22 protein-coding genes are annotated in these 20066 nt (G+C 68.9%); 4 read left to right on the forward strand and 18 right to left on the reverse strand.

All coding sequences use genetic code 11. The features are described from left to right. Nucleotides 1-207 precede the first annotated feature (207 nt). On the forward strand, nucleotides 208-1806 hold the full coding sequence (locus ASD13_RS13820) for a sensor histidine kinase (protein ID WP_055870241.1): 1599 nt from the start codon (nucleotides 208-210) through the stop codon (nucleotides 1804-1806). After that, a complete protein-coding gene (locus tag ASD13_RS13825) occupies nucleotides 1803-2939 on the forward strand; it encodes a hypothetical protein (RefSeq protein ID WP_055870244.1) in 1137 nt (378 codons plus the stop codon). Before ASD13_RS13820 ends, ASD13_RS13825 begins: the two co-directional genes overlap by 4 nt. Nucleotides 2940-2952: 13 nt before the next feature. On the opposite strand, the gene csrA is transcribed toward ASD13_RS13825, so the two are convergent. The 14 genes from csrA to ASD13_RS13895 all read right to left on the reverse strand — a co-directional run bounded on the left by csrA (nucleotide 2953) and on the right by ASD13_RS13895 (nucleotide 14486). Then, nucleotides 2953-3204, reverse strand: a complete 252-nt coding sequence (gene csrA, locus ASD13_RS13830; RefSeq protein WP_055870247.1) for a carbon storage regulator CsrA — start codon at nucleotides 3202-3204, stop codon at nucleotides 2953-2955. Between the two features lie 4 nt (nucleotides 3205-3208). Continuing rightward, the gene (locus ASD13_RS13835) at nucleotides 3209-5272 is read right to left on the reverse strand and encodes a flagellar biosynthesis protein FlhA (protein WP_031205350.1); all 2064 of its coding nucleotides are present in this window, start codon (nucleotides 5270-5272) and stop codon (nucleotides 3209-3211) included. Next, a complete protein-coding gene (locus tag ASD13_RS13840) occupies nucleotides 5269-6360 on the reverse strand; it encodes an EscU/YscU/HrcU family type III secretion system export apparatus switch protein (RefSeq protein WP_055870250.1) in 1092 nt (363 codons plus the stop codon). The genes ASD13_RS13835 and ASD13_RS13840 overlap by 4 nt, the downstream gene beginning before the upstream one ends. Further along, complete coding sequence (locus ASD13_RS13845) at nucleotides 6357-7118, reverse strand: flagellar biosynthetic protein FliR (RefSeq protein WP_055870253.1); 762 nt, start codon at nucleotides 7116-7118, stop codon at nucleotides 6357-6359. The genes ASD13_RS13840 and ASD13_RS13845 overlap by 4 nt, the downstream gene beginning before the upstream one ends. Nucleotides 7119-7122: 4 nt before the next feature. Then, nucleotides 7123-7395, reverse strand: coding sequence for a flagellar biosynthesis protein FliQ (gene fliQ / locus ASD13_RS13850; RefSeq protein ID WP_017828226.1), 273 nt, complete (start codon nucleotides 7393-7395; stop codon nucleotides 7123-7125). Next, nucleotides 7392-8207: a flagellar type III secretion system pore protein FliP gene (fliP, locus tag ASD13_RS13855; protein ID WP_055870256.1), complete on the reverse strand. Its 816-nt coding sequence runs from the start codon at nucleotides 8205-8207 to the stop codon at nucleotides 7392-7394. Before fliP ends, fliQ begins: the two co-directional genes overlap by 4 nt. Further along, a complete protein-coding gene (locus tag ASD13_RS13860) occupies nucleotides 8204-8668 on the reverse strand; it encodes a FliO/MopB family protein (RefSeq protein WP_235562600.1) in 465 nt (154 codons plus the stop codon). Before ASD13_RS13860 ends, fliP begins: the two co-directional genes overlap by 4 nt. A gap of 32 nt (nucleotides 8669-8700) precedes the next feature. Continuing rightward, complete coding sequence (fliN, locus tag ASD13_RS13865; RefSeq protein WP_055870262.1) at nucleotides 8701-9360, reverse strand: flagellar motor switch protein FliN; 660 nt, start codon at nucleotides 9358-9360, stop codon at nucleotides 8701-8703. Further along, entirely contained in the window at nucleotides 9357-10289 is a 933-nt protein-coding gene (locus ASD13_RS13870) for a flagellar motor switch protein FliM (RefSeq protein WP_055870264.1), read from the reverse strand. The genes fliN and ASD13_RS13870 overlap by 4 nt, the downstream gene beginning before the upstream one ends. A gap of 48 nt (nucleotides 10290-10337) precedes the next feature. Then, nucleotides 10338-11147: an OmpA/MotB family protein gene (locus ASD13_RS13875; protein ID WP_055870267.1), complete on the reverse strand. Its 810-nt coding sequence runs from the start codon at nucleotides 11145-11147 to the stop codon at nucleotides 10338-10340. Then, nucleotides 11144-11953 carry a motility protein A gene (locus ASD13_RS13880; protein ID WP_017828232.1) on the reverse strand — a complete coding sequence of 270 codons (810 nt, stop codon included), beginning with the start codon at nucleotides 11951-11953 and terminating at the stop codon, nucleotides 11144-11146. Before ASD13_RS13880 ends, ASD13_RS13875 begins: the two co-directional genes overlap by 4 nt. Further along, entirely contained in the window at nucleotides 11953-12201 is a 249-nt protein-coding gene (locus tag ASD13_RS13885; protein WP_055870268.1) for a flagellar FlbD family protein, read from the reverse strand. Before ASD13_RS13885 ends, ASD13_RS13880 begins: the two co-directional genes overlap by 1 nt. A 142-nt stretch (nucleotides 12202-12343) precedes the next feature. Then, nucleotides 12344-14044 (reverse strand): long-chain-fatty-acid--CoA ligase, encoded by a 1701-nt coding sequence (locus ASD13_RS13890; protein WP_055870271.1) that lies wholly within the window; start codon nucleotides 14042-14044, stop codon nucleotides 12344-12346. Nucleotides 14045-14087: 43 nt separating this feature from the next. Beyond that, nucleotides 14088-14486, reverse strand: a complete 399-nt coding sequence (locus ASD13_RS13895; protein WP_055870274.1) for a hypothetical protein — start codon at nucleotides 14484-14486, stop codon at nucleotides 14088-14090. Between the two features lie 62 nt (nucleotides 14487-14548). Between ASD13_RS13895 and ASD13_RS13900 the strand changes: the two genes are divergently transcribed. After that, nucleotides 14549-14914, forward strand: a complete 366-nt coding sequence (locus ASD13_RS13900) for a cupin domain-containing protein (RefSeq protein ID WP_200935188.1) — start codon at nucleotides 14549-14551, stop codon at nucleotides 14912-14914. Nucleotides 14915-14949: 35 nt separating this feature from the next. Here the strand turns inward: ASD13_RS13900 and ASD13_RS13905 are convergent, their stop codons facing one another. Then, on the reverse strand, nucleotides 14950-15231 hold the full coding sequence (locus ASD13_RS13905; RefSeq protein ID WP_055871175.1) for an ArsR/SmtB family transcription factor: 282 nt from the start codon (nucleotides 15229-15231) through the stop codon (nucleotides 14950-14952). Between the two features lie 143 nt (nucleotides 15232-15374). Between ASD13_RS13905 and ASD13_RS13910 the strand changes: the two genes are divergently transcribed. Then, entirely contained in the window at nucleotides 15375-16676 is a 1302-nt protein-coding gene (locus tag ASD13_RS13910) for an NAD(P)-binding domain-containing protein (protein ID WP_055870278.1), read from the forward strand. A gap of 82 nt (nucleotides 16677-16758) precedes the next feature. On the opposite strand, the gene ASD13_RS13915 is transcribed toward ASD13_RS13910, so the two are convergent. The 3 genes from ASD13_RS13915 to aztD form a co-directional block, all read right to left on the reverse strand. Beyond that, the gene (locus ASD13_RS13915) at nucleotides 16759-18021 is read right to left on the reverse strand and encodes a glycosyltransferase (protein ID WP_055870281.1); all 1263 of its coding nucleotides are present in this window, start codon (nucleotides 18019-18021) and stop codon (nucleotides 16759-16761) included. Between the two features lie 12 nt (nucleotides 18022-18033). Then, nucleotides 18034-18738 (reverse strand): TetR family transcriptional regulator, encoded by a 705-nt coding sequence (locus ASD13_RS13920; RefSeq protein WP_055870285.1) that lies wholly within the window; start codon nucleotides 18736-18738, stop codon nucleotides 18034-18036. A gap of 94 nt (nucleotides 18739-18832) precedes the next feature. After that, on the reverse strand, nucleotides 18833-20050 hold the full coding sequence (gene aztD / locus ASD13_RS13925) for a zinc metallochaperone AztD (RefSeq protein WP_200935189.1): 1218 nt from the start codon (nucleotides 20048-20050) through the stop codon (nucleotides 18833-18835). Nucleotides 20051-20066 lie beyond the last annotated feature (16 nt).

Here is a 20066-nt window from a genome sequence, read left to right on the forward strand (position 1 = left end):
AGGGGGCGGGGCCGTGGTTCCCCAACCACGGCCCCGATCGCCTGCGAATCCCCACTCGCGCGGCCCCAGCGTCTGCGTTGTGCCCCAGTCGCAGTATCGGCCCCCACTGAGAATGCTAGGGGCGAGAGGCCGCCTGAAGAGCGGGCTCGAACGATCTTTGAGTAATCTTGCGGCAAAGCTGAGGTTCGAAGGGGAGGGTGGACACTGATGGTCCGCACGGTGTCCATCTGGCGCTGGCAGCTCGTCTTCACCGGCAGCATCGTGGCGATCGTCGTCATGATCACCGCTTTCAAGCCCCAGACCTTCGCGAACCCCCTCGTGGTCGCCGGATTCGGTCTCGTCATTCTGACCACGGTGGCGACCCTCGCCGTGCCGTGGCATCGACTCCCGCGCACCGCGGCGACCGCCGTGCCGCTTCTGGATGCGCTCGCCGTGGGGTTCACCACCAACGCCCCCGACATCAGGCTCGGCTTCCTCTGGGTCTTCCCCGTCGTCTGGCTGGCCACCTACTTCACATTGCCGTGGGTGCTCGGCGGCATCGCCTTCATCAGCGCCACCCTCGTGGCGTTCGCGGACCACAACGGCGCTCCGGCCGACATCCTGCTGCGACTGCTCACCCTCGTGATCACACTGGGCTTCCTCGGGGTGACGATCCGCATCGGCTCACAGCGCTCCCGCGCCGCGCGACGGCTGCTGCAGCGTCGTTCCGAGCAGGTCAATCGTGCGGCCGAGCGGGCCGAGGCCAATCAGCGACGGGTCGTACAGATCGTCGATGCGCTGAGGGTCGCGCTCGTGGTCGTGACCACCGGCGGGCGCATCCTCCAGATGAACGACGCCTACCGTGCGCTCTACGGGCGCGACCGCTTCGGCGCGGCGCTGCCCTCGGCCTCCGTCGAGTACGACGCGCGGCGCGGCACTGCGCTGCCGCCCTCGCGCACCTCGCTGGCGCGGGCCGCCAGCGGGGAGCAGCTGCAGGCCGAGAGGGTATGGCTGTTCGACGGCAGGGGGCAGTGGCGTGCACTCGAGGTGAGCACGCAGTCGATGGCCAGTGCGGGCGAGGGGGAGGACATCACGCTCGTCGTGATCGACGACGTGACGGCCCTGCTCGAGGCCGATGAGGAGCGGCGCGCCTTCAACGCCGTGGTCTCCCATGAGCTGCGCAATCCGCTCACGGCGATCATCGGGCACGTCGACCTGCTCCGTGAGCGCGAAGATCTCCCCGGGCGCGTGCCGGCGCAGCTGGACATCATCGCGCACGCGGGCGAGCGCATGCAGGACCTGGTCGCGAGCATCCTCCAGCAGACGAGTCGCACCGCGCAGGAGCCGTTCGCCCCCGTGGACCTGCGAGAGGTCGTCGACGAGGCCGCAGCCTCGTACGCACCGGTCTTCTCTGGCAACCGGCAGGAGCTGGTCATCGCAGGAGCGACGAGCCTCGTGATCTCCGGCGATCCCTTCCGGCTGCGACAGGTGCTCGACAACCTCCTCAGCAACGCCGCCAAGTACACCCCGGCCGGCGGGCGCATCGACGTCGCGATCGACACGGCCGCCACCGGTCAGGCGGAGGTCTCGATCATCGACAACGGGTTCGGGATGACGCCGGAGGAGCTGTCACGGGTGTTCGAGCCGTACTTCCGCGCGGAGCGGGCGGTGCGCGCCGGCATCAGCGGCACAGGGTTGGGTATGGGGATCGTGCGGGAGATCGTGGCTGCGCACGAAGGCAGCATCGACGTCTCGAGCGAGCGGGGGATCGGCACCCGCGTGATACTTCGATTCCCGCCGCGTTCCCCCGAGGAGGTACAGGCGTGAACCCTCTCGTTCCCGTCAACGTCGACATCACCACCAGCATGGTGGCCGTGGTCACGGTGCTCACGGTCATGGTCGTGGGGCTCGGCACGCTCGCCCGTCCGAGCAGGGCGACGGTCGCTTGGGGCGGCGCCTTCGGCCTGGGGATGCTCGGGGCCTACCTCTGGCTCGCCGGCCAGCAGACGGACGTCGCGATGCTGCGAGGGGCGGCGTCCGCGCTCCTGCTGTGCTTCGAACCTCTGGTCTGGATCGGTCTGCGGATGCACTTCGGGCGGCGGGCCCGTCGGTGGCCGATCGTCCTGTTCGTCCTGGCCTCTCCCAGTCTCCTGGTGGCCACAGCCGGCACCGGCTGGTACATGCCCGCGTTCCAGCTCGTCTTCCTCGGCAGCGCCGTCTTCGCAGGCCTGGTGGCCTACGAGCTGCTGCGCGACGGATCAGCCGTCAGGGACATCGTGCTGCCGCTGGCTCTCGCCTCGTGCGGCTTCGTGGTGGTCGCGCTCGTGAGCGCCGCGATCGCACTGATCTCCGGTGGTGCCGGCACCGAGGCCCAGCTGAGCGCACTGCGGGGTCTCAATGCCGTCGGCACCGTCGTGGTCAGCACCTGTGCGGCATTCACGCTGGTGCTGCTGGTGCGATCGGAGCAGAAGAAGGACTCTGCCGGTGACATCGCCGAACGCGCGCGTCGACGGCTGCGCAAGGCCGAGGCGCAGAGCGACCAGCCATGGTCGATCCTCGACATCCGGCTGGACGATCCCGCCGACCTCCGTGAGGCGTCGACGGGTGCGGCGTTCGCCCTCATCGTCGATCGCTTCCACCAGGACATCGAGGAGACCCTGCCGGCGTCGGCCGATGCCGATCGGGTCGCCGACGGCCGTGCGATGGTCATCATCCGCGGCAGCGACGAGTCGGTTCGCCATCATCTGCGAGAGATCCTGACGCGCATCTCGGTGATCGACACCGAGACCGCGGTGAGGGGCATCCGGTCGTCGGCGAGCATCGGCTGGGCGACTGCATCGGTGTTCGGCTACGACTATGACGCCCTCGTCACCGCGGCGGGCAGTGCGGCGGACAGGGCGCGAGCTGCCGGCGGCGACCAATGGAAGCGGGCCACGGTGGCGGACCTGGCATCCGCCTGAGGTCGACCTTCGACTAGGAGGGTCGGGCTTCCCGGCCCCGAGCGAGGGCAGCGGCGATGGCCTCTTCCGCACCGGCATCGGTCTCGGCAGCGGCGGACACGTTCTCGGCGACGACGGCCTCGATGATCTCGGTGCGCTGGATGCGCGTCTCGCGGGGCGCCTTCACACCGATCCGCACGCTGTCGCCCTTGATCTCGAGCAGCGTGATCTCGATGTCGCCGTCGATGCGCACGCTCTCACCGATCCGCCTCGTCAAAACCAGCATTCGTTCAGCCTAGTGCTGCGGGGACGACGCCGACCGCAGGAGCGGGGATGTCCCGCACGACCCCGACCGTCTCGATGGTGAGGGCGGCGGCGGTCGCCTCGGTGTAGGAGAGCACGGGAAGGCCGTCCGTCTGCGCCGAGACGAGGCGTCGCACGGCCGGCCGCAGAGACGGCGCGCACACCAGCACCGGCTCGCCGCCCTCGCGCACCGAGGACACGGCCTGCTTCACCGATTCGACCACGGCTTCCATGCGCTGCGGATCGAACACGATCTGACTGCCCTCGTCGCCCGGACGCAGGCTCTCGAGCATCGCCTGCTCCAGCAGCGGATTGATCATCACCACACGCAGCGTGCCGGCATCTGCGAACCGGGCGGCGATCGCGGGACCGAGCGCGGCTCGGGCGGCCTCGATCAGGCCCTCGGGGTCGGTGGAGGCCCTGGCGCGCAGTGCGAGAGCCTCGTAGATGCGACCGAGGTCGTTGATCGGCACGCGTTCCGCGAGGAGTCCCTGCAGCACGCGTTGGACCTCGGCCAACGACAGCAGCGCCGGTGTGAGCTCCTCGACCGCAGCGGGGGAGACCTGCTTGAGGGCATCGGTGAGCTGGCGCACGTCCTCGCGGCTCAGCAGGCGTGCGGCGTGGGCGTGGATCACACTGGACAGATGCGTGATGATCACGCTCGCACGGTCGATCACCGTGGCGCCGGAGAACTCGGCGCTGTGGCGCATCTCCATGGGGATCCACTTGCCCTCGAGCCCGAAGACCGGGTCGAGCGTCGCGGTGCCGGGGAGGGTGTCCAGGCCCTGGCCGAGAGCGAGCACGGACCCCGCCGGTGCGGTGCCACGGCCGGTCTCGACCCCGGCGATGCGGATGACGTAGGTCGCCTGCGGCAGCTCGATGCTGTCGCGGGTGCGCACCGGCGGCGTGATGAGGCCGAGATCGAGGGCGATCCGGCGCCGGAGGGCCTTCACACGCGCGAGCAGGTCGTCAGGGCCCCCGGTGACCATATCGACGATGTCGGGGGCGAGCAGGATCTCGAGTGGATGCACACGCATCTTCTCGATGAGCTCCTCCGGCTGGTCGGTCGGGACGCTCGAAGGGCTCTGCGCGGCCGCGGCGGCCTCCTCCCGCTTCTGGGTCGCCTTGATGCGCTGCGCGATGAGCAGGAGCAGCGCCCCGATCGCGACGAACGGCAGCATCGGCATGTGCGGGATGAGCGACATGATGATCGCGGCGCATCCGGCGATGATCAGCGCGTTGCGGGACTGGCCGAGCTGGGCCGATGCCGCCGTGCCCATCTCCACCTCAGCCGTGGAGCGGGTGACGATCATGCCGGTGGAGACGGCCATGAGCAGGGCGGGGATCTGCGTCACGAGCCCGTCGCCGATCGTGAGCAGGCTGTAGGTGCTCACCGCTTCGTCGATGGTCATCCCGTGCTGCACGATGCCGATCGCGATGCCGCCGACGACGTTGATGATGATGATGACGAGACCGGCGATCGCGTCGCCCTTCACGAACTTCGACGCACCGTCCATCGCGCCGTAGAAGTCGGCTTCGGCCGCCACCTCGGCGCGGCGCTCTCGCGCCTCGGCGTCGGTGATGAGTCCGGCGTTGAGGTCGGCGTCGATCGCCATCTGCTTGCCGGGCATGGCATCGAGCGTGAACCGCGCGCCGACCTCGGCCACACGCTCGGCTCCCTTGGTCACGACGACGAACTGGATGACGACGAGGATGAGGAAGACGACCGCACCGATGATGAGAGAGCCGCCGACGGCGATCGCACCGAACGCCTCGATCACCTGCCCCGCATACGCCTCCCCGAGCACGAGACGGGTCGAGGCGACGTTGAGTCCGAGCCGGAACAGGGTCGCCACGAGCAGGAGCGACGGGAACACCGAGAAGTCCAGCGGCTTCTTCACGAACATCGACGTGAGCAGGATCACCAGCGCGAACATGATGTTCAGGATGATGAGGATGTCGAGCAGGAACGGCGGCACCGGCACGACCAGGAGCATGATGATGCCCACGACTCCGATCGGCACCATCAGCTTGGTCATCAGCTGTCTCATGCGGTCCTCCGGTAGGGAAGGGAGTGGATGCCGCGCGCGGCTCCGCGTCGTCGCAGCGAGTCGACGAACACGAGCACGCGCGCCACGGCGTTGTACAGGTCTTCGGGGATCTCCTGGCCGAGCTCGCAGGCGGCGTGCAGGGCCCGGGCCAGGGTGATCTCGCGCACGAGCGGCACGCCGGCGCGCACGGCCTCGTCACGGATGCGTTCCGCGATCACACCGCTGCCCTTGGCGACCACCTTGGGGGCGGCACGACCCGGCTCGTACCGCAGTGCGACCGCGATGTGGGTCGGATTGACCACGACGACATCGGAGCCGGCGACCGCGGCGATCATCCGGTTGCGGCTGACGGCGAGCTGCCGCGAGCGCCGCTGCTGGCGGATCAGCGGGTCGCCTTCGGAGTTCTTGCTCTCGTCGCGGATCTCGCGCTTGGTCATGCGCGTGTGTTTGCGGTTGCGTCGCATCACCACGAACATGTCGATCGCGGCGAGGGCGAGCCCGACGCCGATCGCGGTCTGCAGCAGGGCGGCGGTGCCCTCGCTCGCGGTGCCGAGCAGGCGGGAGATCGAGTGCGCGCCGCTCGCCGTCAGCACGGGCATCAGGCTGGCGATCACGAACCACAGCGCGATGCCGATGGCCGCGGTCTTCATGAGCGCCTTGGCGCCCTCCCAGAGGGCCTGCATGCCGAACACCCGGCGCATGCCGCTGACGAGGTTGAACTGCTCGAAGCGGCCGGTGAGCGGTTTCAGGTGCACGCCGCCCTGGACGATGGCTCCGAGCAGGGTGACGATCGCGACGGCGGCCAGCATCACGGTGATCGTCGGGAGCACGGAGGCGAGGCCGCGACCGAGGGCTGCGAGTGCCGCCTGCGGCGTCGGGGCATCGACCAGAGAGGTCAGAGTGAGCATCTGCTCGCTGCCGGCCGATGCGCCCAGGGCGATGGCCGCAGGCATGGTGACCGCCGCCGCACCGACTCCCAGCCAGGCGGTGAGGTCCTGGCTGCGGGAGAGGCGTCCCTTCTTGCGGGCCTCGCCGAGGTGCTTGTCGGTCGCCTTCTCACTGCGTTCGCCGCTGTCGGTGCCGCTCACTGGTGCACCCCCTGCATCATGCGCAGCGCCTGCGCGGCGAGGGCATCGACGATGCCGGGGAGCACGGCGTACACGGCGCCGGCGAGCAGCAGCGTCAGCAGGATCTTCACCGGGAAGCCCATCGCGAACGCGTTCAGGGCCGGGGCGACGCGGGTGATGAGTCCGAGCCCGACGTCGGCGAGGAACAGCACGAGCACCAGCGGCCCCGCGATCTGCACGGCCGCGAGCACCATCTGGGAGACCCCGTCGACGAGGAGCTCGGCCGGTCCTGCCGCCGAGAACACGCCGTCGACCGGCACGGCCTCGAAGCTGCGGGCGAGCCCGGCCAGGATCAGCTGGTACCCGCCGGAGGCGAACAGCAGCGTCAGCGCGGTCAGATGGAAGAGCCTGGTGAACTGGGCGCCGTTCACGAGCGAATGCGGGTCGAACGCCTGAGCGAGCTGGAACCCGCCGAACACGTCGATCAGGCTTCCGGCGGCCTGCAGCGCCGAGAAGCACAGCAGCACGAGGAACCCGAGCAGGGCGCCGGTGACCAGCTGCAGCACCAGGGCGCCGAGGAACGGCCCGGTGTCGAGGTTCTCGTAGCCGGGAGCGACGGCCGTGCCCACCGCGAGGGAGAGGCCGATCGCGAGCATCGCCTTCACCCGCGCCGGAATCGCCCCGTAGGAGAACGGCGGAGCGATCATGATGAACGCCGTGATGCGCACGGCGGCGAGCATCGTGGCCTCCAGCCAGGCGAAGTCGATCGGGATGTACACGGGGTCATCCGCTCAGCAGCGAGGGGATACGGGCGAACATCTCGTTCGTGAAGGCGATCATCTCCGCGATCATCCAGTTGCCGGCGATCAGCAGCGCGATGCCCACGGCGACGATCTTCGGCACGAACGACAGCGTCACCTCCTGCACCTGGGTGATGGACTGCAGCAGCGAGATGGCGAAGCCCACCACGAGGGCGGTGACCAGCACGGGCGCGGCGAGCTTCGCCGCGATGATCAACCCCTGCGTGCCGATGTCGATGACGGCTTCGGGACTCATCCGACCCCTCCGTAACTCTCCAGGAGTGCCCGGATGATGAGCCCCCAACCGTCGACGAGGATGAACAGCAGGATCTTGAACGGGAGCGAGATCATGACGGGCGGGAGCATCATCATGCCCATCGACATCAGCGCCGCGGCCACGACGAGATCGATGACCAGGAACGGGATGAAGATCACGAAGCCGATGATGAACGCGGCCCGCAGCTCGGAGATCATGAACGCGGGGATGAGGGTGTACATCGGGACGCTCGAGGGATCCTCGGGGTTGGGCTGACCCGCCATCCGGGTCATCAGGGCGAGGTCCTCCTCGCGCGTGAAGCGCAGCATCCACTCCTGCAGCGGGAGCTGGCCCACGTCGATCGCCTGCGTGAAGGTGAGGCCGCCGTCGATGTAGGGCTGCACCGCGACCGTGTTGATCTCGGTCAGCACCGGCCACATGATGAACAGCGACAGGAAAAGGGAGAGACCGGCCAGCACCTGGTTCGGGGGGATGGTCGGCAGTGAGAGGGCGTTCCTGGTCATCGCCAGCACCACGAAGATCTTCGTGAACGACGACATCATCAGCAGGAGCGCCGGGGCGACCGAGAGCAGCGTGATGCCCAGCAGCGTCAGGATGGAGCCCGAGGGGCCGCCGTCGACGCCGTTGATGTCGATCGTGACGCCCTCGCCCTGGTCGTCCGGGGTCACCTGTGCCTGGGCGGCCGTGCCCGTGACGAGTGTGATGACGACGACCAGCGCGAGCGCCGCGGCGATGAGCAGGGCGATCCGTCGCAGCGCGCGAGCGTCGCCGATCACGCGGGCGACGCTCATCGGGTGCGCCGGATGGCCTCGGCGGTCTGCCGCCAGGTTTCAGGGGAGAGGATGGAGCCGCGCAGCGGATCGTTGCGGTGCCGCACCCGACGCTGCGGCGTCGGGGACGCGGGTGAGACGGTCGTCGACGCGGTCAGGGCGGTGGCCGCGAGGATCCGGTCGAACTCCTCGGCGTCTGACGCTGCTTCGGCGCTCGCCGCCGACCACGTCGGAAGCGCGGGGTCGTCCTGCTCCTCCGTGGGCACGACCGGCAGACGGTCGACGACGTTCACGCCGTGCTCGGTGACACCGAGCACGTACCGGGCATCCGCCGTCTGGATCACGACGATCTGCGCCTTCGGACCGACTCCCTGGCGACCGAGCACCGTGATCGCCTCGCTGTCGCGACGACGCGCCTGCGTGCGTGCGACGCGGCGCTGGAGGAACCACAACACCCCGAGCACTGCGGCGAGCGAGAGCACGACCCGCAGGCCGAGCAGGAGGTCGTCCAGGGTCAGGCCTCGACGTTCTCGAGGATGCGGGTGATGCGCACCGCGTAGTCCTGGTCGACGACGACGACCTCGCCGTGCGCGATGATGCGTCCGTTGAGTTTGATGTCGGCGGGGGCGCCGGCGGAGCGGTCGAGCTCGACGATGCGCCCTGGTTCCAGATCGAGCACGTCGCGCACCGCCATCCTGGTGCGTCCGATCTCGACCGTGAGCTCCATCTCCACTCCCGCGATGCGGTGCAGTCGGCGCGAGGAGTGGGAGGCGCCCGCCGGCGCGCGCGTGACGACGACGGCGAGACGGCCGACCGTGTGACCGGCATCGTCCTGCAGGTCGAAGAGCTGCACAGCCGGATCGGCGAAGAGCGCGGAGGCGTCGCCGGTCGTCGCCTCACCGAGGGCGCCGGAACCCAGTGCGCTGGTCGCGGTCTCGAGGGCGTCGCGCAGGCGGTCGGCCAGGGGTGTGCCGCCGAGCCCGTCGACCAGGATCTCGGGCTCGAACAGCTGCACCGCCAGGTGCGCGCTCGCCTCGCCCACGAACGGCACGATCAGGGCGTCGCCGGTGTCTCCGGAGACCTGCGAGGCGCGCGCGATGAGAGGAGAGGCCGTCGGCAGCGACGCGGCGAACGCGGCGGCGACGGCGGACTCGTAGGTGGTGGTGCTGGTCACGCGGGCTCCTCGGCGAAAGCGGGATCGGGGACGATGGTGGTCACGACGCAGGCCAGTCGCGCGCCTGCGGTGCCGACGGCCGCCGTGGCGACGGTCTGATCACCGACGACGAGGGTCATCGGTCGGTCGGCGGAGTGCGGGAACGCGATCACGTCGCCGACGGATAGATCCAGCACCTCACGGGGCAGCACGGCGCGCGGCGCGAGTCGCAGCGCGAGCTCGACGGGGGCGAGATCGACCTGACGACGGATCCGGGCAGGGGCGGCTGTGCGCTCGTCCTCGGAGGGGCGCACGGTGAAACCGGCGAGCACGGAGGCCGGCAGCATCACACTCGTCGGCACCGTGCGACCGGCGAGGCGCATCGAGAAGCGCGCGACGATGACGGGCTCTCCGGAGGCCGCGACCTGGGCGAACTGCGAGCTGTACTGGATGCCGCTGAAGGAGACCCCGGTCGGGAGCAGCCCGTCGAGCGCTCCGGTGAGATGGTCGATCGCATCGACGATGAGCGAGCGGATCAGCGCCTGCTCGATCGGGGTGAAGGTGCGCTCCTCGGACGCGGCGGATACCCGTCCGCCCACCATCTGCACGATCCAGGCGGTCGCGGCCGATGTCGGCAGCTGCACGATGAGACGCTCTTCCGAATCCGGAAGCGCGCACACGATCATGGTGGTCGTGGTCGGCAGGGACTCGGCGTACTCGCCGTAGGTCATCATCCCGACATGCTCGACCGCGATGGTGGCACGCACGTGGATCTTCGCCGACAGCTGCGCGGACCACTGCCGGGAGAACGTCTCGAAAGCCAGTTCCAGGGCACGGGTGTGTTCACGCGAGAGGGTCGCCGAACGGCCGAAGTCGTACACCTCGACTTCGGCGGTCCTCTCCACCGTCCCTGCGCGCGCTTCGGAGCGCACGCTGTCCTCGATCACCACGAACCCGACTATCGGGCGGTGATCGGCGTGCGTTAGGCGAGAGGCGGTTCAGGAGGACGGCTTTCCCGCCTGTGCCTGGGGGATGAGCGCGCGCACCTCCTCGTTCGCGTCGGAGAGCACGACGATGTCGACCCGTCTGTTCTGGGCCAGCGCCTCGGGAGCGTCACCCGCTGCGACCGGGCGAGTGTCGCCGAAGCCGACCGACTTCAGGTGCGCCGGCGGAAGCCCCGAGGCTTCGACGAGATGCCGCAGCACCTGCGTGGAGCGTCCGGCCGACAGCTCCCAGTTGGTGGGGTACGGCGCGACGGATCCGCGTACGTCGGCGTGGCCCTCGACCGAGATCTCGTTGGTGGTGGTGACCAGCACCGAGCCGAGCGCGTCCAGGACCAGGACGGCCGTCGAGCTGAGCGTCGTGCTGTTCGTGGTGAAGAAGGTCTCGGCGCTCACGAGGCCGATCGTGAGGCCGCGCTCGTCGATGGTGAAGGTGACGTCGGCTTCGAGCCCGTTCTCGGCGAGGACCTGACGCAGCCGCTCCCGCAGGGCCGACAGCTCGTCGAACTCGGTCTGCGCCGCGGCGAGGTCGACGTCGGCGAAGTCCTCGCCCTTCTCATCGACCAGCTCCGGTGGCACGACCACACCCGTGGTGGCGTCGATCTCATCCGACGGCTCCTGCCCGAAGCCGGTCGCGAGGGAGGCGCTGAGAGCCTCGAACTTCTCCTGGTCGACCGTGGACATCGCGAACAGCACGATGAACATGCACATCAGCACGGTCACCATGTCCATGTACGACGCCATCCACCGCTCATCCGGACCGCTGTGCTCCTCCTGCGGCACGCGGCGACGGGCACGGACGCTCATGACGCCTGCTCCGTCTCCTCGGCTGCTCGGGTGCGGGCGCGACGGCCAGAGCGGGCGGAGGAGCGCTCGGACACGAGGGCTCGCAGGCGTTCTCCGACGAACTGCGGCGGGGCGCCGGCCTGGATCGCGAGCATGCCCTCCATGAGCACGGTCATGCGTTCGAGCTCGAGCTCGCCGAGACGCTGGAGGCGTCCACCGATGGGCAGCCAGATGAAGTTGGCCGAGAGCAGACCCCACAGCGTCGCGACGAATGCTGTCGCGATCATGGGACCGAGCGTGTCGGGCTTGTCGAGCTTCTCCAGCACGTGCGTGAGGGAGACGACGGTGCCGATGATGCCGACCGTGGGCGCGAAGCCGCCGAGTGTCATGTAGAAGCGTGAGGCGGTGCGGTTGCGGGCGGCGGTCGAGGTGAGCTCATCCTCCAGCAGCGTTCGCAGGTCTTCGGCGTCGGTGCCGTCAGCGATGCTCTGCAGTGCCTGGCGCAGGAACGGGTCCTTCTCGTCCTCGAGTCCCTGCTCGAGGGCGAGGAGCCCTTCGGCGCGCGCCTTCTCGGCGTAGCCGACCACCGTGTCGATCATGCTCGACGCGGTGCGGCGCTCGCCGCGGAAGGCGCGGGGGAGCGACTTGACCGCATGCAGCGCATCGCGCACAGTACCGCTCGCGATGCCGACGGCGATCGTGGCTCCGAAGACCAGCACCATCGGGGCGGGGATCAGCAGCGATCCGATGGTCGCGCCTTCGAGGTTGATCATGGCGATCAGGGCGCCGAACGCGAGGACCAGTCCGAGGATGAGAGACGGATCCATCAGAGACCGACCTCGGAAGCGGGGGCGTCTGAATCCGTTCCGGCGGTGCTGATCAGAGCGGCGGCCGTGGCGAGCACTCCGGCGCGGAACCGGGTGATCTGCGCGATCACGTCATCCATCGTCTCGGTGACCACGAAGGTCGCACCGTCAACCATGATGAGCGTCGTGTCCGGCGTTGCCTGGACACGTTCGATCAGGTCGGGGTTCACCGCGAACCGCGAACGGTTCAGGCGCGTGAGGATGATCATGGGCTCCATCCTGGAAAGATCCGTCCGCGTTCCGGGGAGCGCGGACCCGACGGCCCGTCCTGGGCTGTCGGAGGTGACTGTCGGCTGGGGGGCGTCAGCCGTTAGTCGTGCCCGTGGGGGAGGATCCCGTGAGGGAGGACGATCAGCGCTCGGCGAGGAGCTGGTCCCGCACCTGTCGACGCAGCACCTTGCCGATGAGGGAGCGGGGGAGGTCGTCGACGGCGGTGATGCGGCGCGGCACCTTGTACGGGGTGAGCCGGGTGCGGCAGAAGTCGCGCAGCGCGTCCACGTCGAGGGCGGCTCCGTCGCGGAGCACGACGGCGGCGGCGACCTCTTCCCCGCCATGAGGTCGCGGAAGACCCACGACCGCCGCGGCCACGACATCGGGGTGCGCGATGAGGGCGCCTTCCACCTCGCTCGGCGACACGTTGAAGCCGCCGGTGATGATGAGCTCCTTCAGGCGGTCGACGATGCTCACGAACCCGTCCGAGGAGACCTGGGCGATGTCGCCCGATCGGAGCCAGCCGTCCGGCAGCAGAGCGTCGGCCGTCTCGCCGGGACGCCCCCAGTACCCCTGGAAGACCTGCGGGCCGCGGATGAGGAGTTCGCCGGGTTCGCCGGAGGGCACGTCGACCGTCGGGTCAGCGGGGTCGACGACGCGGATCTCCGTGCTCGGAAAGGGCACGCCGACGGTGCCGGGACGGCGGGTGGGACCCATCGGATTGCCGAGCGCGACCGGCGAGCTCTCGGTCATGCCGTAACCCTCGACGAGCAGACCGCCCGTCGCCTCCTCCCAGCGCTTCACGGTGGCCACCGGAAGGCTCATCGCTCCGGAGATCGCGAAGCGCACGGTCGAGAGGTCGATGGTCCCCCGGGAGGCTGCGCGGGCGAGAGCGTCATAGATCGGCGGCACAGCGGGAAGGAAGGTGGGAGGCGTCGAGCGCGCCGCCGCTGTGACCAGTCCCAGATCGAACGCGGGAAAGAGCACGAGCCGGGCCCCGATGCTCATCGCGAAGGTGAGGCACAGCGTCATCCCGTACGCGTGGAACAGCGGCAGCACACCGTAGAACGTCTCCTCGCCGTCGACGAGTCCCGGCACCCACGCTCGTCCCTGCATCGCGTTGGCGCGGAGGTTCGCGTGCGTGAGGATCGCTCCCTTCGGGACGCCCGTCGTCCCGCTGGTGTACTGCAGGAGCGCAGTGTCGTCGAGGCCCGGTCCTGCCACCCGCCGCGAGATCCGCCGGTGATCGGCGAGGCTCTTCCAGGTGACGAGGTGCCGCGCCTTCGGGGTGCCGGTGAGCTTCGCGCGGGCCTCGCGTGCCCGCGGCAGGGGCAGTCGCAGGGCGAGGCGCTTCGACAGCGGCATCGCCGCGGTGATGTCGACGCTCACGATGTGCTCGACCCTGACGTCGGTGGGGAATCCGGCGATCGTGTCGACGGCCTTGTCCCACACGATGGCGACGCGTGCGCCGTGATCCTCGAACTGGTGTCGCAGCTCGCGCGCGGTGTAGAGCGGGTTGTGCTCGACCACGATCGCACCCAGTCGGAGGATCGCGTAGAACGCGACGACGTGCTGGGGGCAGTTCGGCAGCACCAGAGCGACGCGGTCGCCGGCACCGACCCCGAGCCGGCGCAGGCCCTCAGCGGCGCGCTCGACCTGCTCTCCGAGTTCCCGGTACGTGGTCACCGCTCCGAAGAAGTCCAGCGCCGGGCGTCGACCGAAGGCCTTCACGCTCGCCGACAGCATCTCCGGCAACGTCTGCGACGGATCCTCGATCTGGGCGGGGACGCCCTCGGCGTAGGAATCGAGCCAGGGCCGGGAGGCGAGGGGAGAGTCGGGCATGTCTCCATCCTCCCCCGGGATCGCGTTTCGCGGGCGCTGTGCCTCAGCCGACGAACAGCAGGATGATCGACACGGCGACCGCGGCCGCGCCGACGCCGGCCAGGGTGATCCCGAGCACCTGGAGCGCATGGAGGAGGGGGCGTCGGGGTTCGAACCTCATCAGGCGCGGGTGTCGGGCGCTGATGAACGCGTCGGCGTCCTCCCTGCCACGCCAATGGACGGACTCCTCCGCCCGGAGCGGCCGCTCCCAGAAGTCGCCGGCGGTGAACCAGCGGGCGCGCGCCCGGCCGTCCTCCTCCTCGAGGATGACGACCTCGTGGGGCAGCCAGGGACCGTCGTGCACCTTCACCAGCAGCACGATCGTGAGCAGCGGGAGCCCGACACCGAGTCCGACCCATGAGAGGATCTCGGCGATCATTCCGACAGCATCGACCGCGTTCATGACCGCCTCCTTTCTCCCAGAGACGACAGTACCGGCGAAGTCGGGCGTCCTAAGCTGACGATGTGAATGAAGATGTGCGGAATGTGCAGGCGGCGCTGGCGACCATGACCGAGCATTGGCAGCCGCACCGGCTGGCCAGCGTCAACGACTACGACGTCAAGGTCGTGAAGCTGCTCGGAGAGTTCGTCTGGCACACCCATCCCGACACCGACGAGCTCTTCATGGTGGTGCACGGGCGTCTGACGATCCAGTTGCGCGATCGTGATGTGGTGCTGGGGCCGAACGACGTCTTCGTCGTTCCGAAGGGTGTCGAGCACTGCCCGCGAGCCGACGAGGAGGTGCAGGCGATCCTGTTCGAGCCGAAGGGCACCGTCAACACGGGCGATGCCGGGGGAGAGATGACGTCGGAGCTCCGGGAGCTCGGATAGGTCGCGGGGCACGACCTGCGGCGGTGCGGTGGTGCTCAGACCGCGCGGAGCGCGTCGGCTGCGGCCTCCATCGCGTCGGCGTTCAGCGCGAAGTACGCCCACTTGCCGCGCTGCTCTCGCGTGACCAGACCGGCTTCGGTCAGAAGCTTCATGTGATGGGAGACCGTTCCCTGCGAGAGGCCGACGGGCTCGGTCAGGTCGCAGATGCAGGCCTCACCGCCGGACCCGGCGGCGATGAGGGACAACAGTCTGACCCGAGTGGGGTCTCCCAGCGCCTTGAACACCCGGGCGACGCGCTCCGCATCCTCGACGGTCATGGTCGCGGTGACAGGAGGGACGCAGCAGGTGCGGGCTTCGATCGTCGTCGGCAGGGTCACTCGCCCATCCTGTCACGTATTGACAATCTTCGATAGGTGGGAGACAGTCTTCATATTGAAGATTCTCAATCCGAGGAGATGTGATGTCTGAGCTTCCCGTCGTCGTCATCGGAGCCGGCCCCCAAGGCCTCGCCGCCGCGGCGCATCTCGTCGAACGCGAGGAGGACGTGGTCGTCGTCGAGCGCGGCCGTGGTCCCGCGGCCGCCGTATCCGAGTGGGGTCACGTGCGCCTCTTCTCGTCATGGCCGGAGCTCACGGACGCGGCCGCGCGCCGCGTTCTCGAGCCGACCGGTTGGACCGCACCCGCGGCGGGGTATCCCACGGGGGCGGAGTGGGTGAGCGGCTACCTCGCGCCGCTCGCGAAGGTTCTGGGCGAGCGGATCCGGTACGCGACGACAGTCACAGGAGTCGCACGTCAGGGACGCGACAAGGTCGTCGAGGGAGGGCGCAGGAGCCAGCCGTTCGTCGTGCATACGGTCGACGCCGATGGTCGGGAATCCCGACTCCTCGCTCGCGCCGTGATCGACGCGAGCGGCACCTGGGGTCTTCCCAACCCGGCCGGGGCCGATGGCTACTCGGCTCTCGGAGAGGCCGCGGCGGCCGGTGCGATCTCCTATCGGATCCCGGCCGATGTCTCGGAACTCGCGGGTTCGCACGTCGTCGTCGTGGGGGCCGGGCACTCCGCCACGCATGCCGTGCTGCGCCTGAGCGAGCTGGCACGGCGAGCCCCGGGAACACGGGTGACGTGGATGCTGCGCCGGGGGAGCGCCGCGAACGTGTTCGGTGGCGGTGCCGGCGACGAACTGCCGGAGCGCGCGGCTCTCGGCTCTCGCGCACGAAAGGTGATCGACGACGGAATCGTCGACCTGGTGACCGGATTCCGCGTCGCCGAGTTCCGGCAGGAGGCCGAAGGGTTGACGGTCATCGCCGAAGACGGGCGCTTCGTCAGGGGCGTCGGCCGCATGTTCGCGCTCACGGGTTTCCGACCCGACCTGCAGATGCTGCGCGAGCTCCGGACCGAACTGGATCCCACGCTCGAAGCCGTCGCCGGTATCGCATCCGAGATCGATCCGAACATCCACTCCTGCGGATCCGTGGGTGCGACCGGGGCGCGTGAGCTCGTGCAGCCGGAGCGAGGATTCTTCATCGTCGGCGCGAAGTCCTACGGTCGGGCGCCGACCTTCCTCGCGCTGACGGGCTTCGAGCAGGTGCGCAGTGTCGCCGCTCACCTCGCCGGCGATCACGAGGCAGCTGATCGCCGCGAACTCAGGCTTCCGGACACCGGGGTGTGCGGAGGGGCCGGCGACTTCGATGACAACGCGGGCAGCTGCTGCGCCGCCCCCTCCACGCTTCAGATCGGTGCGCGGCCCGTCGTCGTCGGCTGATCGAGCTCGGAGGGAGCGGCGACGAGGGGGCCTCTCCCGGGACTCGTCGCTCGAGGAGAAGGCAGATACCCGGCACCGGAGTTCACCTCGTCAGCGGCGCCCCGCCAGCATCGAGCCGTTCCAGCACTCGCACTGCTTCACCTGTGCCGTCGTCGCCGGAGATGCTCTGCGCGAGCGTTTCTGCACTGTCGGCGTAGCTTTCTGTCGAGACGAGCTCGTCGATGCGCGCTGCGAGAGCCGCCGCTGTGGCTCTCCGCAGCGGAAGAGGGCGCGGCCCGGCCCCGAGCGCGTGCACCCTGGATCCCCAGAACGGCTGGTCTCCCAGCACCGGGCAGATCAGGCTGGGTCGACCCGCCCTGAGACCGGCCGCCGTCGTCCCTGCCCCGCCGTGATGCACGACGGCAGTGACGCGGGGGAAAAGCCAGCGGTGCGGGGCTTCGTCGATGACGTGGATGCGCGGGTCGGAGATGTCGTCGAGGCCGCCCCACCCCTTCGCGACGACGGCTCTGACCCCGGCGTGCCGGACAGCCTCGAGGACCGTCTTGCTCCGTTCCGCTGAGGGTTTTCCGAACCCCATGCTCCCGAAGCCGATGTAGATCGCAGGACCGGCTTCGAGGAATTCCCTCAGCGCCGGCGGTGGCGTCCACTCGTCGCTGTCGTTCTCAGGGAACCAGTAGCCGGTGATGTGAGCGGAATCCGGGTAGTCGGCAGGCGGCGGAACCACATGGGGGCTGAAGGGGTAGAGGACCGGTACGCGTTCGCCATCACGGTGCAGATAGTCGCTCATCCGGCTGGTTCGTCGCATCCCCAACGTCTGAGTGCGGAACCGATTGATCATCCCCCCATAGGCGAGGGCCGTGAAGCGGTTGAACTGATAGCTCAGATGGTTGACGGGTCCGGGAAATCGGCGAGCCACGAACGGGATGGCGAAGTCGCGCGTCGGAGTGAGGAAGGGGAGTGGGAGCGAGGCGACGAAGGGAATGCCGAGTCGCTCGGCTATGTGGACTCCGGCCAGCGCCTTCGGGTGAGACACGATGACGGTCGGATCGACCTTCTGCGCCACCGTCCACTGCTCGGAGAGGGAGCGTCGCATCGCCTGTGACATGCGCCGGGCGAGCGTCGCTGCTTCGACAGGACCCCGTGAGTCCGCCATCAGTGCTCGCATTTCATCGTGCATCGCGTCGCCCATGGGTTCGAACCGGATGCCACGTCGCTCGAGGTCTTCTCGGTAGACGCCGGGCGCGGACAGGGTGACCGCATGCCCCTCCCGCTGAAGCCGTGATGCAAGGGCGACGTAGGGGTCGACATCACCTCGGGTGCCGAACGTGAAGATGAGTGCGCGCATCGACTCAGCCGTTCACGTCGCGGTGGCGGAGCGCACGCGCTCATGTGGCGATGTCGGGTCGTTCTCTCCCTTGTCCGAGCTCGGGCCGCTGTGCCCGCCCAGCGCTTCCTTCGCAGCGACGAGCAGACGATCGTCCGAGTAGAGACCGTGCGTGTACAACTCCAGCACAGGGATGGTCGAGCGCTCCAGCAACGAGGTCGTCAGCGAGCTCTCTCCGAAGGCCCGGGCGAGGTGGCGACGCAGGATGACCGGCCCCAAGCCGTAGAGCGTGATGTACACGGCTGTCGCTTCGAGATCGGACTGCTCGCGCATCGTTCCAGCCGCGACCTGTTCGCGGAGCATCTCTCTGGTACCGGCGAGGAACGTGTCGAAGAGCCGGTCGGACGCGGTGGAATCGTCGACCAGCATCCCGGCGAGGTAGTCCAGGGCGACGCTGCGCTTCTCCAGCGAATCCAGCGCCTCTCGCATCAGGCGTGAAGCGTCCGCACCGGTCATGCCGTCGCGCTCGGAGAGGAACTCGCTCACGACGTGCGCGTCACACGCCTCCCGCAGCCCATCCTTGCTTCCGAAGTGGTGCAGGATCAGAGCCGGGCTCACGGCAGCGTCCTGTGCGATCTGACGCAGGCTGGTGCCAGCGAAACCCTGCTGGCCGAACCGTGTGATCGCCGCGTCGCGAATGCGCGCTCTGGTCGTGAGGTCTGCGGATGCTGAACGCATATTCAGAATGCTAAACGAATGTTCAGCGAAATCCAACCACCATGCGAGGGGTGGAAAGCGCCGAGACGCCCTCCACTCCTCGACCGTCGTGGGGTCAGCCCGCGGCGGGGGCGATCTCGTTGGGCGTCACGTCGAGCTCGGTGCTGGCGAGCACCTTGCCGGTGGTGAGGTCCACAGCATGAACGCTGTTGGCGGCAGGCTCGGTGACGTACGCGATGTTCCCGGCGACGACGATGGCGGGGTGGGCGTCCTGCCACTCGGCCGGACCTTCCCACGCCTTCACGACCGGGAAGCTGTCGGTGATGTCACCGGACTCCGGATCGAGCACATGGATGGCACCGTCGCTGCTGAGGATGTAGGCGAGGTCCTTCGGTCCGCGGACGATGTCGCGGAACGTGTACTCGACGCCCTCGGGAAGATCGACGACCTCGAGGGTCTTGGCCGCGGTGTCGATGAGCGTCACGGCGCTCAGCAGGTAGCCTTCCGCGTCGACGTCGTCCTTGTAGTCGCCGACGACGATCGGGCTCGTCTCACTGACGTACGCGTTGCCCATGCGGCCGTAAGGCTGGTCGGGGGCATCGAGCTTGGTGATCTCGCCGTCGTGGTAGACCAGGGCTCCGTTCTCGCAGCCGAAGACGACCGCCTCGTCCTTCGCGGTGCCTTCGCCGTGGACACCGGGGCACTGGTCCGAGGACGCGATCTCGGTGCCTTCCGCGTCCTTCGCCACGATCCCGTTGCGGCCGTCCGCGTTGCCGACCGTGGTGAGGAAGGTGCCGTCCTCCAGTACGACGGAGACGCCGTGGTGCGCCTCGACACCCGCGATGGTCTTGACCTCGGGCAACCCGTCGGTGCCCGCCAGGTCGGCGGAGTCGAAGATGGTGGTGTCGCTCGTGCCGTCGGCGTAGAGCACCGTCTTGTCGGCGTGCCGCACGACATGGCCTGGGGCGTCAGCGGCAAAGATCGTGTCGGTGAGCTCAGGCTCGTCGCTGGAGCCGGCTCCCGTGTCCAGCACCTGGAAGCCCTCGCTCATGGTGACCATCACGTGCCGTCCGTCACCGGCCGCGTTGAGGCGCGTGAACGGCTCGGAGTCGAATTCGGCGAGCGTGTCGAGCGTCTTGCCGTCGAGGACCAGGATCCCGCCCTCGTAGGAGATGGCGACGCGGGAGGTTCCGGCAGCGTCGGACGCGCTGCTGCCGGGGGTGGAAGCCGGTGCAGCGGCGTCACCGCCGGTCGAGCACGACGTCAGGGTGATGACCGCGCCGATGGCTGCCGCGCTGATCAGCGCGCGACGCAGGGGGGAGGGGGATCGCATATGCATGCCTCTTTCT

The sequence above is a fragment of the Microbacterium sp. Root1433D1 genome (genome assembly GCF_001426835.1).
GTDB lineage: Bacteria > Actinomycetota > Actinomycetes > Actinomycetales > Microbacteriaceae > Microbacterium > Microbacterium maritypicum.

Bases quoted from the DNA above. Each gene is read 5' to 3' on its own strand.
- ASD13_RS13895 (WP_055870274.1), bottom strand. From the start codon at position 14,486: ATGAACGCGGTCGATGCTGTCGGAATGATCGCCGAGATCCTCTCATGG.
- ASD13_RS13915 (WP_055870281.1), bottom strand. From the start codon at position 18,021: ATGCGCGCACTCATCTTCACGTTCGGCACCCGAGGTGATGTCGACCCC.
- fliQ (WP_017828226.1), bottom strand. From the start codon at position 7,395: ATGAGTCCCGAAGCCGTCATCGACATCGGCACGCAGGGGTTGATCATC.
- aztD (WP_200935189.1), bottom strand. From the start codon at position 20,050: ATGCGATCCCCCTCCCCCCTGCGTCGCGCGCTGATCAGCGCGGCAGCC.
- ASD13_RS13835 (WP_031205350.1), bottom strand. From the start codon at position 5,272: ATGAGACAGCTGATGACCAAGCTGATGGTGCCGATCGGAGTCGTGGGC.
- ASD13_RS13905 (WP_055871175.1), bottom strand. From the start codon at position 15,231: ATGACCGTCGAGGATGCGGAGCGCGTCGCCCGGGTGTTCAAGGCGCTG.
- fliP (WP_055870256.1), bottom strand. From the start codon at position 8,207: ATGAGCGTCGCCCGCGTGATCGGCGACGCTCGCGCGCTGCGACGGATC.
- ASD13_RS13920 (WP_055870285.1), bottom strand. From the start codon at position 18,738: ATGCGTTCAGCATCCGCAGACCTCACGACCAGAGCGCGCATTCGCGAC.
- ASD13_RS13880 (WP_017828232.1), bottom strand. From the start codon at position 11,953: ATGGATCCGTCTCTCATCCTCGGACTGGTCCTCGCGTTCGGCGCCCTG.
- ASD13_RS13890 (WP_055870271.1), bottom strand. From the start codon at position 14,044: ATGCCCGACTCTCCCCTCGCCTCCCGGCCCTGGCTCGATTCCTACGCC.
- csrA (WP_055870247.1), bottom strand. From the start codon at position 3,204: ATGCTGGTTTTGACGAGGCGGATCGGTGAGAGCGTGCGCATCGACGGC.
- ASD13_RS13820 (WP_055870241.1), top strand. From the start codon at position 208: ATGGTCCGCACGGTGTCCATCTGGCGCTGGCAGCTCGTCTTCACCGGC.
- ASD13_RS13885 (WP_055870268.1), bottom strand. From the start codon at position 12,201: ATGATCATCCTCACGCGCCTGAACCGTTCGCGGTTCGCGGTGAACCCC.
- ASD13_RS13875 (WP_055870267.1), bottom strand. From the start codon at position 11,147: ATGAGCGTCCGTGCCCGTCGCCGCGTGCCGCAGGAGGAGCACAGCGGT.
- ASD13_RS13910 (WP_055870278.1), top strand. From the start codon at position 15,375: ATGTCTGAGCTTCCCGTCGTCGTCATCGGAGCCGGCCCCCAAGGCCTC.